Origin of the sequence: Pseudomonas costantinii, assembly GCF_001870435.1 — a bacterium.
Taxonomy (GTDB): domain Bacteria; phylum Pseudomonadota; class Gammaproteobacteria; order Pseudomonadales; family Pseudomonadaceae; genus Aquipseudomonas; species Aquipseudomonas costantinii.
Genome location: NZ_MDDR01000065.1, coordinates 141,598 through 157,800, shown reverse-complemented (window position 1 = coordinate 157,800; position 16,203 = coordinate 141,598). Strand labels below are relative to the sequence as shown.

Annotated in this window: 13 protein-coding genes; 11 read left to right on the top strand and 2 right to left on the bottom strand. The window is 60.7% G+C overall.

What is annotated here, in order from left to right; genetic code table 11:
• Nucleotides 1–73: 73 nt before the first annotated feature.
• The gene (rimO, locus tag BFL40_RS30920; RefSeq protein WP_046384502.1) at nt 74–1,414 is read right to left on the bottom strand and encodes a 30S ribosomal protein S12 methylthiotransferase RimO; all 1,341 of its coding nucleotides are present in this window, start codon (nt 1,412–1,414) and stop codon (nt 74–76) included.
• Between the two features lie 288 nt (nt 1,415–1,702).
• Between rimO and BFL40_RS30915 the strand changes: the two genes are divergently transcribed.
• The 4 genes from BFL40_RS30915 (at nt 1,703) to BFL40_RS30900 (ending at nt 5,867) form a co-directional block, all read left to right on the top strand.
• Nucleotides 1,703–3,604, top strand: coding sequence for a potassium transporter Kup (locus BFL40_RS30915; protein ID WP_071487502.1), 1,902 nt, complete (start codon nt 1,703–1,705; stop codon nt 3,602–3,604).
• 126 nt (nt 3,605–3,730) lie between these two features.
• Complete coding sequence (locus BFL40_RS30910) at nt 3,731–4,837, top strand: NADH:flavin oxidoreductase/NADH oxidase (protein ID WP_071487501.1); 1,107 nt, start codon at nt 3,731–3,733, stop codon at nt 4,835–4,837.
• A 103-nt stretch (nt 4,838–4,940) separates the two neighbouring features.
• Complete coding sequence (locus tag BFL40_RS30905) at nt 4,941–5,486, top strand: GNAT family N-acetyltransferase (protein WP_071487500.1); 546 nt, start codon at nt 4,941–4,943, stop codon at nt 5,484–5,486.
• A gap of 195 nt (nt 5,487–5,681) precedes the next feature.
• Nucleotides 5,682–5,867, top strand: a complete 186-nt coding sequence (locus tag BFL40_RS30900; RefSeq protein ID WP_071487499.1) for a hypothetical protein — start codon at nt 5,682–5,684, stop codon at nt 5,865–5,867.
• Between the two features lie 59 nt (nt 5,868–5,926).
• Here BFL40_RS30900 and BFL40_RS30895 read toward each other — a convergent pair whose 3' ends face one another.
• Entirely contained in the window at nt 5,927–7,552 is a 1,626-nt protein-coding gene (locus BFL40_RS30895; RefSeq protein ID WP_071487498.1) for a glucan biosynthesis protein D, read from the bottom strand.
• A 402-nt stretch (nt 7,553–7,954) separates the two neighbouring features.
• Between BFL40_RS30895 and BFL40_RS30890 the strand changes: the two genes are divergently transcribed.
• The 7 genes from BFL40_RS30890 (at nt 7,955) to BFL40_RS30860 (ending at nt 16,192) form a co-directional block, all read left to right on the top strand.
• Nucleotides 7,955–8,665 carry a tellurite resistance TerB family protein gene (locus BFL40_RS30890; protein ID WP_071487497.1) on the top strand — a complete coding sequence of 237 codons (711 nt, stop codon included), beginning with the start codon at nt 7,955–7,957 and terminating at the stop codon, nt 8,663–8,665.
• Between the two features lie 149 nt (nt 8,666–8,814).
• Nucleotides 8,815–10,437 carry a methyl-accepting chemotaxis protein gene (locus BFL40_RS30885; protein ID WP_071487496.1) on the top strand — a complete coding sequence of 541 codons (1,623 nt, stop codon included), beginning with the start codon at nt 8,815–8,817 and terminating at the stop codon, nt 10,435–10,437.
• Complete coding sequence (locus BFL40_RS30880) at nt 10,437–10,949, top strand: chemotaxis protein CheW (RefSeq protein ID WP_071487495.1); 513 nt, start codon at nt 10,437–10,439, stop codon at nt 10,947–10,949. Before BFL40_RS30885 ends, BFL40_RS30880 begins: the two co-directional genes overlap by 1 nt.
• Nucleotides 10,946–12,217 carry a CheR family methyltransferase gene (locus tag BFL40_RS30875; RefSeq protein ID WP_071487494.1) on the top strand — a complete coding sequence of 424 codons (1,272 nt, stop codon included), beginning with the start codon at nt 10,946–10,948 and terminating at the stop codon, nt 12,215–12,217. The genes BFL40_RS30880 and BFL40_RS30875 overlap by 4 nt, the downstream gene beginning before the upstream one ends.
• Complete coding sequence (locus BFL40_RS30870; RefSeq protein WP_071487493.1) at nt 12,214–12,915, top strand: chemotaxis protein CheW; 702 nt, start codon at nt 12,214–12,216, stop codon at nt 12,913–12,915. The genes BFL40_RS30875 and BFL40_RS30870 overlap by 4 nt, the downstream gene beginning before the upstream one ends.
• Nucleotides 12,912–15,185 carry a hybrid sensor histidine kinase/response regulator gene (locus BFL40_RS30865; RefSeq protein ID WP_071487492.1) on the top strand — a complete coding sequence of 758 codons (2,274 nt, stop codon included), beginning with the start codon at nt 12,912–12,914 and terminating at the stop codon, nt 15,183–15,185. Before BFL40_RS30870 ends, BFL40_RS30865 begins: the two co-directional genes overlap by 4 nt.
• Nucleotides 15,182–16,192 (top strand): chemotaxis response regulator protein-glutamate methylesterase, encoded by a 1,011-nt coding sequence (locus tag BFL40_RS30860; RefSeq protein ID WP_071487491.1) that lies wholly within the window; start codon nt 15,182–15,184, stop codon nt 16,190–16,192. Before BFL40_RS30865 ends, BFL40_RS30860 begins: the two co-directional genes overlap by 4 nt.
• Nucleotides 16,193–16,203 lie beyond the last annotated feature (11 nt).

Below are 16,203 nucleotides of genomic sequence, written 5' to 3'. Positions count from 1 at the left end.
ATAGACCTAAAAAAGCCCCGCATCTTGTTCAGAGGCGGGGCTTTTTCAACTATTTACAACATGCTTGCGAAAATCAGTCGCGCTTTTCAGCCCACAGGTCGTATTCGTCGGCGTCAGTCACGGTGCACCAGACCTTGTCGCCTGGCTTCAAACCGCTGGCATCGTCGATAAACACGTTACCGTCGATCTCCGGGGCATCGAAGAAGCAACGGCCAACGGCACCTTGCTCGTCGACTTCGTCGATCAACACTTCGATTTCCTTGCCGATGCGCAGTTGCAGGCGCGCCGAGCTGATGGCCTGTTGGTGCGCCATGAAACGCTCCCAGCGGTCTTGCTTGACGTCGTCCGGCACCACGGCCAGGTCCAGCAGGTTGGCCGGAGCACCTTCAACCGGTGAGTACTGGAAGCAGCCAACGCGGTCCAGTTGCGCTTCGGTCAGCCAGTCCAGCAGGTACTGGAAGTCTTCTTCGGTTTCGCCGGGGAAGCCGACGATGAAGGTGGAGCGGATGATCAGTTCCGGGCAGATTTCGCGCCAGTTCTTGATACGCGCCAGGGTCTTGTCTTCGAAGGCCGGGCGTTTCATGGCCTTGAGCACTTTCGGGCTGGCGTGCTGGAACGGGATGTCCAGGTACGGCAGGATCTTGCCGGCGGCCATCAACGGGATCAGCTCGTCAACGTGCGGGTACGGGTAAACGTAGTGCAGGCGTACCCACACACCCAGGCTGCTGAGGGCTTCGCAGAGTTCGGTCATACGGGTTTTCACCGGTGCGCCGTTCCAGAAACCTGTGCGGTACTTGACGTCGACGCCGTAGGCGCTGGTGTCTTGGGAGATCACCAACAGCTCTTTCACGCCGGATTTGACCAGGCGCTGGGCCTCGTCCAGTACGTCGCCTACCGGGCGGCTGACCAGCTTGCCGCGCATCGACGGGATGATGCAGAAGCTGCAGCTGTGGTTGCAGCCTTCGGAAATCTTCAGGTAGGCGTAGTGGCGCGGGGTCAGCTTGATGCCTTGTGGCGGCACCAGGTCGATCAGCGGGTTGTGGTCCTGGCGTGGCGGCACCACTTGGTGCACGGCGTTGACCACCTGCTCGTACTGCTGCGGGCCAGTCACGGCCAGCACGCTTGGGTGCACGTTGCGGATATTGCCTTCTTCCACACCCATGCAGCCGGTCACGATGACCTTGCCGTTTTCCTTGATGGCTTCGCCGATCACTTCCAAAGACTCTGCCTTGGCCGAGTCGATGAAGCCGCAGGTGTTGACCACCACCACGTCCGCGTCCTGATAAGTGGACACAACGTCATAGCCTTCCATACGCAGTTGCGTGAGGATGCGCTCGGAGTCGACCAGAGCCTTCGGGCAACCCAGGGATACAAAGCCTACCTTGGGGTTGGCTTTTGCGATGGTGGTGGACATGTCTAACCTCGGTATTGAATGACGCCGCCGCCGTGAAGGGCAGGGCAGCGGACGGGCGCTTGGTGCGCCTCTGATCAAAAAGTGCGCAATTCTATCGACGGGCAACGCACTTGACCAGCTTTATGCAGGGAAATACGACGAGTGCTGCGCTATGCTTCGCGCCGTTGCACTTGGGTAAAACCCCAAGGTCAATAAAACGTCTGTTACGAGAAGTAAAACAGCGCATGCTAGGGTCAACTCAGGCGCACTGTTTATAAAAGACCTTAGGTTAAAGGGTAGGAGTGGTTGATGGGGCAGGCAAGTAGTCAGGCAGCAGGTGGCGAGCATTCCAACGCAAAGCCGATTGGCATGCTGGTGGCGGCGGTCGGGGTGGTTTACGGCGATATCGGTACCAGCCCGCTCTATACCCTTAAAGAAGTGTTTACTGGCGGCTATGGGGTTCCGGTCGATCATGACGGGGTCTTCGGTATTCTGGCGCTGATTTTCTGGTCGCTGGTCTGGGTCGTCTCGATCAAATACGTGCTGTTTATCCTGCGCGCGGACAACCAGGGCGAGGGCGGCATCATGGCCCTGACGGCGCTGGCGCGGCGGGCGGCGTCGCCGTATCCCAAGCTGCGTGCGGTGCTGGTGATCCTTGGCCTGATCGGCGCGGCGCTGTTTTACGGCGACAGCATGATCACCCCGGCGATCTCGGTACTGTCGGCAGTCGAAGGTCTGGAGCTGGCGTTTGATGGGCTTGAACGTTGGGTCGTGCCGCTGTCGCTGGTGGTGCTGGTGGGCCTGTTCCTGATCCAGAAACACGGCACCGACCGCATCGGCAAGCTGTTCGGGCCGGTGATGGTGGTGTGGTTCCTGGTGTTGGCCGGGCTCGGTGTTCACGGCATCTTGCAACATCCTGAAGTGCTCAGCGCGCTGAACCCGATGTGGGGCGTGCGTTTCTTCACGGTTCACCCTGGCATGGGCGTAGCGATTCTCGGCGCCGTGGTGCTGGCCTTGACCGGTGCCGAAGCGCTGTACGCCGACATGGGCCACTTCGGGCGCAAGCCGATCGCGCGTGCCTGGTTCGCGCTGGTGCTGCCGGCGCTGGTACTCAACTACTTCGGCCAAGGCGCCCTGCTGCTGGAAAATGCCGAGGCGGCGCGCAACCCGTTCTACCTGCTGGCGCCGAGCTGGGCATTGATCCCGCTGGTGGTGCTGTCGACCCTGGCCACGGTGATTGCCTCCCAAGCGGTGATTTCCGGTGCGTTCTCCTTGACCCGTCAGGCGATCCAGCTGGGTTACATTCCGCGCATGCATATCCAGCACACCTCCAGCGCCGAGCAAGGCCAGATCTACATTGGTGCGGTGAACTGGACGTTGATGGTCGGCGTGATCCTGCTGGTGCTGGGCTTCGAATCCTCGAATGCCTTGGCCTCCGCCTACGGCGTGGCAGTGACCGGCACCATGTTGATCACCAGTATCCTGGTGTCCGCCGTGATGCTGCTGCTGTGGAAGTGGCCGCCGGTGCTGGCGATTCCTGTGTTGATCGGCTTTTTGCTGGTGGATGGCCTGTTCTTCGCCGCCAACGTGCCGAAGATCGTTCAGGGCGGTGCCTTCCCGGTGCTGGCGGGGATCGTACTGTTTATCCTGATGACCACCTGGAAACGCGGCAAGGAACTGTTGGTGGACCGCCTGGACGAAGGCGGGCTGCCGCTACCGATCTTTATCAGCAGTATCCGCGTGCAGCCGCCCCATCGCGTCCAAGGCACGGCGGTGTTCCTCACCGCGCGGCCCGATGCCGTCCCCCACGCGCTGTTGCACAACCTGCTGCATAACCAAGTGCTGCATGAGCAGGTGGTGTTGCTGACGGTGGTCTACGAAGACATTCCGCGCGTGCCTGCCGCACGGCGTTTTGAGGTGGATGCCTACGGCGAAGGTTTCTTCCGGGTGATCCTGCACTTCGGCTTTACCGACGAACCGGATGTGCCCCAGGCACTGAAGTTGTGCCATCTGGATGACCTGGATTTCAGCCCGATGCGCACCACCTACTTCCTCAGCCGCGAGACGGTAATCGCCTCGAAGATCGAAGGCATGGCCCGCTGGCGCGAAGCGTTGTTTGCCTTCATGTTGAAGAACGCCAACGGCAACCTGCGCTTCTTTAAGCTCCCGGTAAACCGGGTGATCGAGCTGGGCACCCAGGTCGAAATGTAACGCGTTGTAGAACGGGAGCCGGCAATCGGCTCCCGCTTTCCTTTCTGAACCCTGTGCAATCCATCGTTGTCGACTAGGCTCTAAGCACTGTTGAACAGTGCCCACAGAACCCGGAAGAGGTGCGCCATGAGTCAGCTGCTTGAACCCTATACCCTCCGTCAATTGACCCTGCTCAACCGCATTGCCGTCTCGCCGATGTGCCAATACTCCGCCGACGATGGCCTGGCCAATGACTGGCACCTGGTGCACCTCGGCAGCCGTGCCGTCGGCGGTGCCGGGCTGATTTTCACCGAAGCCACCGCTGTGACCGCCGAGGGTCGCATTACCGCCCAGGACTTGGGCCTGTGGAACGACGAACAGATCGAACCGCTACAACGCATCACCCGCTTTATCGCCGCCCAAGGCGCAGTGGCGGGTATTCAACTGGCTCATGCCGGGCGTAAGGCCAGCACCCATCGGCCGTGGATCGGCAAGCACGGCAGCGTCAAGCCGCAAGACGGTGGCTGGGTGCCGATCGGCCCATCGCCGATTGCTTTTGATCCGCAGCACACACCGCCCAAGCCGTTGGACGAAGGGCAGATTCAGCAAGTGATCGCCGACTTTGTGGCTGCGGCCAAGCGTGCGTTGACCGCCGGTTTCGAAGTGGTGGAAATCCACGCCGCCCACGGTTACCTGCTGCACCAATTTCTCTCGCCCCTGAGCAACCAGCGTCGGGACCAATACGGCGGCTCCTTTGAAAATCGCATCCGCCTGGTGCTGGAGGTGACCAAGGCCGTACGCGAAGCCTGGCCTCAGGAGTTGCCGCTGTTCGTGCGGGTGTCGGCCACCGACTGGGTGGAAGATGGCTGGAACCCCGATGAAACCGTGGAGCTGGCGCGTCGCCTCAAAGACCTTGGCGTGGACCTGATCGACGTGTCTTCCGGTGGCACCGCCGCCAATGCCGAGATTCCCACCGGCCCCGGTTACCAGACGCGCTTTGCCGAGCGTGTGCGCAAAGAGTCGGGCATCGCCACCGGCACCGTCGGCATGATCACCGAACCGGCCCAGGCCGAGCACATCCTGCGCACTTGCCAGGCCGACATCATCTTCCTGGCCCGTGAGCTATTGCGTGACCCGTATTGGCCGCTGCACGCTGACGATGACTTGGGCGGGCGCAAGGCAATCTGGCCAGCGCAGTACCAACGGGCGACTCATCGTGATCAGCCGATTCATGAGTCTGACCTGAGGGATTGATCCTTCAGGTGTTTCACACAAACCCACCCCGAGCCGGTGGGTTTTTTCTTGCTCGCGCTCAATGGAGCGCCGATCCTTGGTCGCTTAAAAGCAGGAGGCCATCATGTTGGTTGAACGAGCATTAAACGAAAGCGATATCCCGTTGCTGGCAACCATCGACCGTACGGAGCTGGTTCACGAATGCTATCGCATGGAGGGCGGCGAGCTGGTGTTGTACGCCGCCTACCACGATATGCGCGGCTGGCCTGAGGGCGAGGCGGAGCAGGACGCCGTGGCACTACTTGCCTGCCTCAAGCGCGGCGGATGGATGTTGGGCGTGTTCGAGGGGCCAACCCTGGTGGCTGCGGTGGTGGTGGACAATCGGCCAATCCACAACCAGAACCTGCACATGCGGCAGTTGAAGTTCCTGCACGTCAGCCACGCTGCCCGTGGCATGGGGCTGGGCGGGCGTTTATTCGCCCTGGCTTGTGAGCATGGCCGGCAAGTGGCGGCCGACGCGCTGTATGTCTCGGCCACAGAGTCGCGTAACACCGTGGACTTCTACCGGCGCCATGGATGCCTGTTACTCAAGCAACCTGATCCGCAGCTGTATGCGCAGGAGCCTCACGATATTCACCTCTATCGGCCGTTGTGTGGGAGTGGGCTGTAGGTCTTTGTTACCGAAGCAGTTTTTTAAGTGAATACTCTAAAAAAATCCCACACGTAACGAGATTGTTTCTACGCTTAGGGTAAGTCTGATTTCTGGCCCAGGGAGTCAGTCTGTTTACCTGCTGAGGCATTGCGCTTCACGGGACGCGGTTGATGGGCGCCAGGAGTCTTAGAGTGATATCAGGAGAAACAGTCCATGGCCAAGTCCTATGGTGTTGCGGGTGTGGTGATGTCTTTTCTGACCCGCAGGGTGTCCTTGAGAGCCCGAAGGTTGAGTTCGGATGAAGCTGAATTACTCGCGCAGTACCGCGCCCTGACTGAAAACGATCAGGTGGCGATGCGGTATCTGATTGGGGCGATGAAGAGTGTGTCGCGGTTCTGAGGTCACATAAAAGCAATGTGGGAGCTGGCAAGCCAGCTCCCACATTTTGAATCAGGGCATTAAGTGTACTTACGCAGCCCAGGTGCTGGCGGGAAGTACTGGTAGAGCCAGGTTTCACTCAGGGTGCGGTCCTGGGTGCGGATAAACAGCCGCAGTTCTACCGGCTCCACGCTGTCGCTGGTCGGGTACCAGTCGAACAGAATGCGATAGCCCTTGATGTTGTCGAGCACCAGCACGCTGAAATCCTTCACCTGGCCATGGGAGCAGGTCACTACCGGCTCGATCCCGGTGCCGGGTGGCAGGCGATCGAGACCGCCGCCCTTGAAGTCCACGGCAAAGCGGCGTGCCCACACTTCTGGGTAATGCTCGCCCGGTGCCCAACCTTCGGTAAAACCGCCCATGCCTGAACGGGTGGCATCGACCTGTGCCAGCGGCGTGCTCACCGGCGGCAGTGCGCTCCAGTACAGCTTGTAGCCGTAGTTCAGCGAATCGCCGGCAGCCACGGGTTTTTTCGGGGTCCAGAAGGCCACGATGTTGTCCAGGGTTTCACCGGTGGTCGGGATTTCCAGCAGGTCGATCGAGCCTTCGCCCCACGCGGTGGTGGGTTCTACCCACAGGCTTGGGCGCTTGCTGTACCAGTCCACGGTGTCCTGGTAGCTGGCGAACTCATGGTCGGTCTGCACCAGACCGAAGCCTTTCGGGTCTTTATCGGCAAAGGCGTTGAATTGCAGCTTGGCCGGGTTGTTCAGCGGTCGGCAGATCCACTCGCCGTTGCCGCGCCACATCGCCAGGCGATCCGAGTCGTGGATTTGCGGGTGAATGGTGTCGCACATCCGACGTTCATGGGTGCCGCAACTGAACATGCTGGTCATCGGTGCGATGCCCAGTTGCTCGATGGCGGTGCGCGCATTGATATGCGCGTCGATGGCCATGACCACCTGGTTGGCCTGGCAGTCGATATCGAAGCGGTAGGCGCCAGTGGCGCTCGGCGAGTCGAGCAGCGCGTAGACCACAAAACGGGTGGCATCCTTGTCCGGGGTTTCGAACCAGAACTGCGTGAAGTCGGGGAATTCTTCGCGTTTTTTCGCGTAGGTATCAATCGCCAGGCCACGCGCTGAGAGGCCGTATTGGCCGGTGGAGTCCACCGCGCGGAAGTAGCTGGCGCCTAGAAATGACAGCACGTCATGGCGATCGAGTTCCGGTGCCTTGAACAGCTTGAAGCCGGAGAAACCCAGGTCGCCGGTCAATTGTTTGGTGTCCACCGTGGTTTTGGCGTAGTTGAACAGCGAAGGGCGGAAATGCACCTCGCGAGCCTCACGGGTCTTTGGGTCGACACTGTGCATGCGCACCGGTGTCTTGAAACCCATGCCGACGTGGAAGAATTGCACGTCGAGTTGGCCATTCAACTCCTTCCACAGCGAATGGTTGCCGTCGTAGCCGATGGCGTTGAAATTCTGCGGGGTCATGGTCGCCAGGGTCGGCGGCAGCACTTGTTTGGTGTCTTTATACGCTGTCCCGGCCAGTTGCTTGGCCTGGGCCTTCAGCGTTTCAAAATCGAATGCTACGGCTTTTCCATCGGCGGCGCGGTTCCCGGCCCAGGCTTGCGCGGCCAGCAGGCCACTGGCCGACAAACCGGTGTAAGCCGCAATGGCCATGGACGCTTTGAGCAAATTCCTGCGGTGCATAGAGACAACCTGTCGTGAGCAAATCCCGCGCCGTTCCTGGCACGTAGCGGATCAGAAAAAACGGTTCGGACATGCCTTCGGCCAAACACAACGGACAATAAACAGACGCCGGATAGCTTAAGCGGTTCGATGCGGAAGGAAAATTGATTGATGGCGGGGTGATGGCCTTGCATGTGAAACAAGTTATTTCCAGTTCTTCAGGCAAACACAGTACTTAAGAATCATGGAGATCCAAAGGTGGGAGACGGTCGCGTGGCCGACGATGTAAGGGTTTGCCGCAGTTCAGGGATTCCAGACGGGCCAGGGTTACATCTGGAAGCACTCTAGATCGGGGCTTTTTGGCACTTGGTTTTACGCTGGGAGCCTATTGGTCCTATGAACCTTAGTGTCTGGAGGCTGTGAATGAATACCCGTGGATTGCTCGATCAGTTGCTCAAGTCTGGCCAAGACATGTTGCAGAACAAGGCCGGTGGCCAACACAAGCAGGATGACAAAGGCGCCCTAGGCGGGCTGCTCGGCAGCGGAGGGCTAGGCAGTTTACTCGGCGGCGCGGGCGGCGGAGCCTTGGCGGCCGGGGCCATGGGCCTGTTGCTGGGCAATAAGAAGGCACGCAAATTTGGTGGCAAAGCCCTTACTTACGGCGGGCTGGCGGCCTTGGGTGTGATTGCCTACAAGGCTTATGGCAACTGGCAGGCGCAACAGGCCAATGCGCCTAAAGGGGAGCCGCAGACCATAGACCGTCTGCCACCGGCCCAGGTCGAGCAGCACAGCCAGGGGATTCTCAAGGCGCTGGTCGCGGCGGCCAAGGCCGACGGGCATGTGGATGAGCGCGAACGTGCGCTGATCGAAGGCGAATTCACCAAGCTCGACAATGACCGCGAGCTCCAAAGCTGGCTGCACGCTGAGCTGAATAAACCGCTGGACCCCGCTGATGTGGCTCGCGCAGCAGGCACTCCGGAAATGGCCGCAGAGATGTACATCGCCAGCGTGATGTTGGTGGACGAGGAAAACTTCATGGAAAAGGCCTACCTCGACGAGCTGGCGCGCCAACTTAAACTGGAGCCGGGTTTAAAGGCCGAGCTGGAAAAACAGGTGCGCCAGGCCACCCTCTGACCTGTCCCGTGAACATAAAACACCTCGGCCGCCGCCACGGTCCGGGGTGTTTTTGCATTCTGTGATCGCTGCATCACAACCCGTTGATAAATGCGGGCATCTGCTCAGCTATACTCCTCGGCATTTGATTGTCCCTTCGAGGAATTACTGTGAAGAACTGGACCTTGCGCCAACGGATCTTGGCTAGCTTTGCGGTCATTATCGCCATCATGCTGTTAATGGTTGTGGTCTCTTATTCACGGTTGTTGAAGATTGAGCTCAGCGAGGAATCGGTCCGGGATGACGCGGTCCCAGGGGTCTACCTCAGTTCGATGATTCGCAGCGCCTGGGTTGACAGTTATCTGCACACCCTGGAGCTGCTCGATCTGCGTGACGATAAGGGCCTGACCGACGCCGACAAGGTCGACTTCAAATCTTTTGAAGCACGCGTCCTGACGCAGATGGCCAACTACCGGAACACCATAAAGGGCGGAGATGATCAGGCTGAATTCGATAAATTCGAAGCCGCGCACCAGGCTTACAACAAGAGCTTGAACGCGGTGCTCGACAGCCTGCAACGCAATGACGTGACCGCTGCGCGCAAAGAGTTCAACACTAACCTGACGCCCGCCTGGACGGCCGGGCGCATGAAGCTCAACGACATCATCACTGAGAATAAGGATGTCGCTGACCGTGCGACCAATGCCATTGATGATGCAGTGTCGGCTGCAAAATTCAGCATGTTCGTGTCGTTGGCTCTGGCCATCCTCGCAGCCGGACTCTGCGGCCTGCTGTTGATGCGTGCAATCATGGCGCCGATGCAGCGCATTGTTTCGATCCTGGGCACGATGCGCGACGGTGATCTGAGCAAACGCTTGAACCTTGAGCGCAAGGACGAATTCGGTGCGGTCGAAACCGGCTTCAACGACATGATGACCGAACTGACGGCCCTGGTGTCCCAGGCCCAGCGTTCTTCGGTGCAGGTGACCACCTCGGTCACGGAGATTGCCGCCACCTCCAAGCAGCAACAGGCCACGGCCACTGAAACTGCAGCAACTACCACCGAGATCGGCGCCACTTCCCGCGAGATCGCTGCAACTTCCAAGGACTTGGTCCGCACCATGACCGAAGTGTCCGTCGCCGCTGACCAGGCATCGGTCGCCGCGGGCTCCGGCCAGCAAGGTCTGGCGCGGATGGAAGAAACCATGCATTCGGTGATGGGGGCCGCCGACCTGGTCAACGCCAAGCTGGCGATCCTCAATGAGAAGGCCGGCAACATCAATCAGGTGGTGGTGACCATCGTCAAGGTCGCCGACCAGACCAATCTGTTGTCGCTCAATGCCGCGATTGAGGCCGAGAAGGCCGGTGAATATGGTCGCGGTTTTGCGGTGGTGGCTACCGAAGTGCGGCGCCTGGCCGACCAGACCGCTGTGGCGACCTACGACATCGAGCAGATGGTGCGCGAGATCCAGTCGGCGGTGTCGGCGGGCGTGATGGGCATGGACAAGTTCTCCGAAGAAGTGCGCCGGGGCATGTTCGAAGTGCAGCAAGTGGGCGAGCAACTGTCGCAGATCATCCATCAGGTACAGGCCCTGGCGCCGCGGGTGTTGATGGTCAACGAAGGCATGCAGGCCCAGGCCACCGGCGCTGAACAGATCAACCACGCGCTGGTGCAACTGGGCGATGCCAGCAGCCAGACTGTGGAGTCCCTGCGTCAGGCCAGCTTTGCCATTGATGAGCTGAGCCAGGTTGCAGTGGGGCTGCGCAGTGGCGTGTCGCGATTCAAAGTCTGATGAGCGACCTTGCGGCTAAACGCGGCGCCGTCCCGGCAGCGAAAAAGGCGTTGTTCCTGGTGTTCCACATCGGCGGTGAGCGTTATGCCCTCAAGGCCACGGAAGTGGCTGAAGTGCTGCCGCGCTTGCCCTTGAAACCGATCGCGCATGCGCCGACGTGGGTGGCGGGGATCTTTGCCCATCGTGGGGCGCTGGTGCCGGTCATCGACCTCAGTGCGTTGACGTTTGGCACTGCGGCCCAGGCCCGTACCAGCACGCGATTGGTGCTGGTCAATTACCAGCCTCAACCGTGGGTCGATGCGCGTTGGCTGGGTTTGATTCTGGAGCAAGCCACCGACACCCTGCGTTGCGACCCGACTGAGTTTCAGCCTTACGGTCTGGATAACCGCCAGGCGCCTTACCTGGGGCCGGTGCGTGAGGATGCCTTGGGTTTGATGCAGTGGATTGGCGTCGCCGATTTGCTGACCGATGAAGTGCGTGCCTTGCTGTTTTCTGCCGAGTTGAGCCAATGAGCAGCGACCCGCGCTTTTTTACCTTCCTGAAAGATCGCATCGGCCTGGACGTCGCCTCCGTCGGTGAGGCCATCATCGAGCGCGCCGTACGCCAGCGCAGCCAGGTCATGCAGTCGCAGACGGCGGATCAATACTGGCAGCACCTGCAAAGCTCGCATGACGAACAGCAAGCGCTGATCGAAGCGGTGATCGTCCCCGAAACCTGGTTTTTTCGTTACCCCGAATCGTTTGCAACCCTTGCTCGGCTAGCCAAGGCGCGCTTGGTCGAGATCAAGCAGATGCGCGCGTTACGTATCCTGAGCTTGCCGTGTTCCACCGGTGAAGAGCCTTATTCGATTGCCATGGCCCTGCTGGATGCCGGTCTGGCACCGCATCAGTTCAAGGTGCAGGGCATGGACGTCAGCCCGCTGTCGGTTGAGCGTGCCCGGCGCGGGGTGTACGGCAAGAACTCCTTTCGCGGTGCGGATATCGAATTTCGCGATCGCCACTTCGCCGAGCAAGAGGACGGTTATCGCATCGCTGACCGGGTGCGTGAACAAGTGCGCCTGCAAGTCGGCAACTTGCTTGATCCGGCCTTGCTGGCGAATGAGCCAACCTACGATTTTGTGTTCTGCCGCAACCTGTTGATCTACTTTGATCAGCCGACCCAGAAGCAAGTGTTCGATGTGCTCAAGGGGCTGACCCACGTGGACGGTGTACTGTTTATCGGCCCGGCCGAGGGCAGCCTGCTTGGGCGCCATGGCATGCGTTCGATTGGCGTACCGCAATCTTTTGCTTTCAGTCGGCATGTCGAACCGGTCAAGCCTGAGCCGCTGCCTGTGTTCGTGTCGGTGCCGAAACCGGCACCTTTGCCGCAGCGCAGCGCAACGCCGGTTCCGGTCAAGCCGCGACCGTTCAGCACAGTCAATGCCCAAGTGGTGCCGATCAAGGCGCCACACTCCGACGCGGGCGACTTGCTCAGCCAGATTGCGACCCTGGCCAATGAAGGCAAAAGCGCTGAAGCCCGCGCCGCCTGTGAACAGTATTTGAATAACCATCCGCCGGCCGCCCAGGTGTTTTACTGGCTGGGGTTGCTCAGCGACGTGGCCGGCAGCGCCCTGGAGGCCCAGGGGTATTATCGAAAAGCCTTGTACCTGGAGCCGCAGCACCCGCAGGCCTTGATGCACCTGGCCGCATTGCTCGAGTCCCAGGGCGATATCGCGGGGGCGCGTCGTTTGCAAGCGCGAGCTGCCCGCAGTGAGCGAGCTGACAGTGAGCCTAAACGATGAGTAGCCCAGCCCCTCTCGACACCACAGGCCTGGACCTGACCCTGGCCGGGACCCATGCCATAGATGACTGTTGGAACCGCATCGGCATTCATGGCGATAAGTCCTGCCCATTGCTGGCAGACCATATCCACTGTCGCAACTGCTCGGTGTATTCCGCCGCCGCCACGCGCTTGTTGGACCGGTATGCCTTGCAGCAGGACGACCGACGCCCGCAGGCGGCTGCCGAACTCGACACTGATGTGGTCACGCGATCCCTGTTGATGTTTCGCCTCGGCGAAGAATGGCTGGGCATCGCCACCCGTTGCCTGGTGGAAGTGGCGCCGCTGCAACCGATTCATTCCCTGCCGCACCAGCGTTCGCGGGCGCTGCTCGGCGTTGCCAACGTGCGCGGTGCGCTGGTGGCGTGCCTGTCGCTGGTGGAGTTACTTGGCCTGGAGAGCGCCGACAACGGCGCCACGGGCGGGCGCATCATGCCGCGGATGTTGATCATTGCCGCGCAGGACGGCCCGGTGGTGGTGCCGGTGGACGAAGTGGATGGCATCCACGCCATCGACGAGCGCATCTTGAAGGCGGCATCGGCCTCCGGCACCCAGGCCAGTGCGCGTTACACCCAGGGTGTGTTGCAGTGGAAAGGCCGCAGCCTGCGTTGGCTGGACGAGGCGCAATTGTTGTCCGCCGTGACCCGGAGCCTCACATGACCCCCGAGCAGATGCGCGATGCCTCGCTGCTGGAGTTGTTCAGCCTGGAAGCCGATGCACAGACGCAAGTACTGAGCGCCGGCTTGCTGGCTTTGGAACGCAACCCGACCCAGGCAGACCAACTCGAAGCCTGTATGCGTGCTGCCCACTCGCTTAAAGGGGCGGCGCGAATTGTCGGGGTGGACGCCGGGGTCAGCGTGTCCCACGTCATGGAAGACTGCCTGGTCAGCGCCCAGGAAAGTCGCCTGTATTTGCAACCCGAGCATATCGACGCGTTGCTGCAAGGCACCGACCTGCTGATGCGCATCGCCACGCCCGGCAATGACGTGGGTCCAGCAGATGTTGAGGCTTATGTGGCGCTGATGGAGCGCCTGCTCGACCCGTCTCAGGCGACCGCGAAAGTGGCTCCTGCGCCGGTGTTTGTTCCGGCGCCCGTGATTGAAGCGTTGCCGCCGGAACCCGAGCCTGCGCCGTCGGTCGTCAGTGAGCCGCCGCGTCAGAACAAACACATGACCGAAGGCGGCGAGCGCGTGTTGCGGGTGACCGCCGAGCGCTTGAACAGCCTGTTGGACCTGTCCAGTAAATCCCTGGTGGAGACCCAGCGGCTCAAGCCTTACCTGGCCAGCATGCAACGCCTCAAACGTCTTCAAAGCAACAGCGTTCGTGCCTTGGATGCCTTGGATGGCCAGCTCAAGGCCTTGGATTTGAACCTGGAGGCTCAGGAGGCGCTGGCTGACACACGTCGCCTACTGAGCGAAGCCCAGGCCTTGCTAGCTGAAAAAACCGCCGAGCTGGATGAGTTCGGCTGGCAGGCCGGGCAGCGCGCCCAAGTGCTGTACGACACCGCGTTGGCCTGCCGTATGCGGCCGTTTGCCGATGTACTGGCGGGGCAGGTGCGCATGGTCCGCGACCTCGGCCGTAGCCTGGGCAAGCAGGTGCGCCTGGAGATCGAGGGTGAAAAGACCCAGGTCGACCGCGACGTGCTGGAAAAGCTCGAAGCGCCGCTCACCCACTTGCTGCGCAATGCCGTTGACCACGGTATCGAGATGCCCGAGCAGCGTATGCTGGCGGGTAAGCCGGCCGAAGGTTTGATTCGCCTGCGCGCCTCCCACCAGGCGGGGTTGCTGGTGCTGGAATTGAGCGACGACGGTCATGGCGTCGACCTTGAGCGCTTGCGCGGCACCATCGTTGATCGGAACCTGTCACCGCTGGAAACCGCCCTGCGCCTGAGCGAAGAAGAACTGCTGACCTTCCTGTTCCTGCCGGGTTTCAGCCTGCGCGACAAGGTCACCGAGGTATCCGGGCGTGGTGTCGGTCTGGACGCTGTGCAGCATATGGTCCGCCAACTGCGCGGCGCGGTGGTGCTGGAGCAGACGGCAGGGCAGGGCAGTCGCTTCCATTTGGAAGTGCCGTTGACCCTGTCGGTAGTACGCAGCCTGGTGGTGGAGGTCGGCGAAGAAGCCTATGCCTTCCCGCTGGCACACATAGAGCGCATGTGCGACCTGGCACCTGACGACATTGTGCAACTGGAAGGCCGTCAGCATTTCTGGCACGAGGGGCGACATGTTGGCCTGGTCGCCGCCAGCCAGCTGTTGCAACGCCCGGCGGGACAGAGCAATGAAGAGACCTTGAAGGTTGTGGTGATCCGCGAGCGCGATGCGGTGTACGGCATCGCCGTGGAACGCTTTATCGGCGAGCGCACGTTGGTGGTGCTACCGCTGGATGCCCGGCTGGGCAAAGTCCAGGATATTTCTGCCGGTGCCTTGCTGGACGACGGCTCAGTGGTGTTGATCGTCGATGTCGAAGACATGCTGCGTTCGGTAGATAAATTGCTCAATACCGGCCGCCTGGAACGCATCGCCCGGCGTAGCCAGTTGGCCACCGAAGCGCCGCGCAAACGGGTGCTGGTGGTGGACGACTCGCTCACCGTGCGTGAGCTGCAGCGCAAATTGTTGCTTAATCGTGGTTATGAAGTGGCCGTCGCGGTCGATGGTATGGACGGCTGGAACGCGTTGCGCTCCGAAGACTTTGACCTGCTCATCACTGACATTGATATGCCTCGCATGGACGGTATTGAATTGGTCACACTCTTGCGCCGTGATAGCCGCCTGCAGTCGCTGCCGGTGATGGTGGTGTCATACAAAGATCGCGAAGAGGACCGGCGTCGTGGCCTGGACGCCGGCGCGGACTATTATTTAGCCAAAGCCAGTTTCCACGATGACGCCTTGTTGGATGCCGTGGTTGAACTGATCGGAGGAGCCCGGGCATGAGGATTGCGATCGTCAATGACATGCCTCTGGCGGTGGAAGCGTTGCGCCGTGCCCTGAGTTTCGAGCCTGCGCATCAGGTCGTGTGGGTGGCCGGTAATGGCCTGGAAGCCGTGCAGCGTTGCGCCGAATTGACCCCGGACCTGATCCTGATGGACCTGATCATGCCGGTGATGGACGGTGTAGAAGCCACGCGGCAGATCATGGCCGAGACGCCGTGTCCGATCTTGATCGTCACCGTGGATCGTCAGGCCAACGTCAGTCGCGTGTTCGAAGCCATGGGCCATGGCGCCCTGGACGTGGTGGACACTCCGGCACTGGGTGTGGGCAACCCCAAGGACGCAGCGGCACCGTTGTTGCGCAAAATTCTTAACATTGGCTGGTTGATCGGCCAGCGCGGCAGCCGTGTACGTGCTGAAACCGCGCCTTTGCGTGTTACCGGCAAACGCCAGCGCCTGGTGGCGATTGGCTCCTCGGCCGGCGGTCCGGCTGCGCTGGAAACTCTGCTGAAGGGCTTGCCCCGGGACTTTTCCGCAGCCATTGTGCTGGTGCAACATGTGGACCAAGTGTTCGCTGCGGGCATGGCCGAGTGGCTGAGCAGTGCGTCCGGACTGCCGGTGCGGCTGGCCATCGAGGGCGAGCCGCCACAAAGTGGCGTGGTACTGTTGGCCGGCACCAACCACCATATTCGATTGTTGAAAAACGGCACGCTAGCCTATACCGCAGAGCCGGTGAACGAGATTTACCGGCCGTCCATCGACGTTTTTTTCGAGAGCGTCGCCAGTTACTGGAACGGCGATGCCGTCGGCGTATTGCTGACCGGCATGGGACGCGATGGCGCCCAAGGGCTCAAATTGCTGCGTGAACAAGGATATTTGACCATCGCCCAGGATCAGCAGAGCTCGGCGGTGTATGGCATGCCCAAAGCGGCGGCGGCGATTGACGCTGCTGTTGAAATTCGCCCACTGGATAGAATTGCGCCCCGATTGCTGGAGGTCTTTGCAAAATGATCAAGACACCC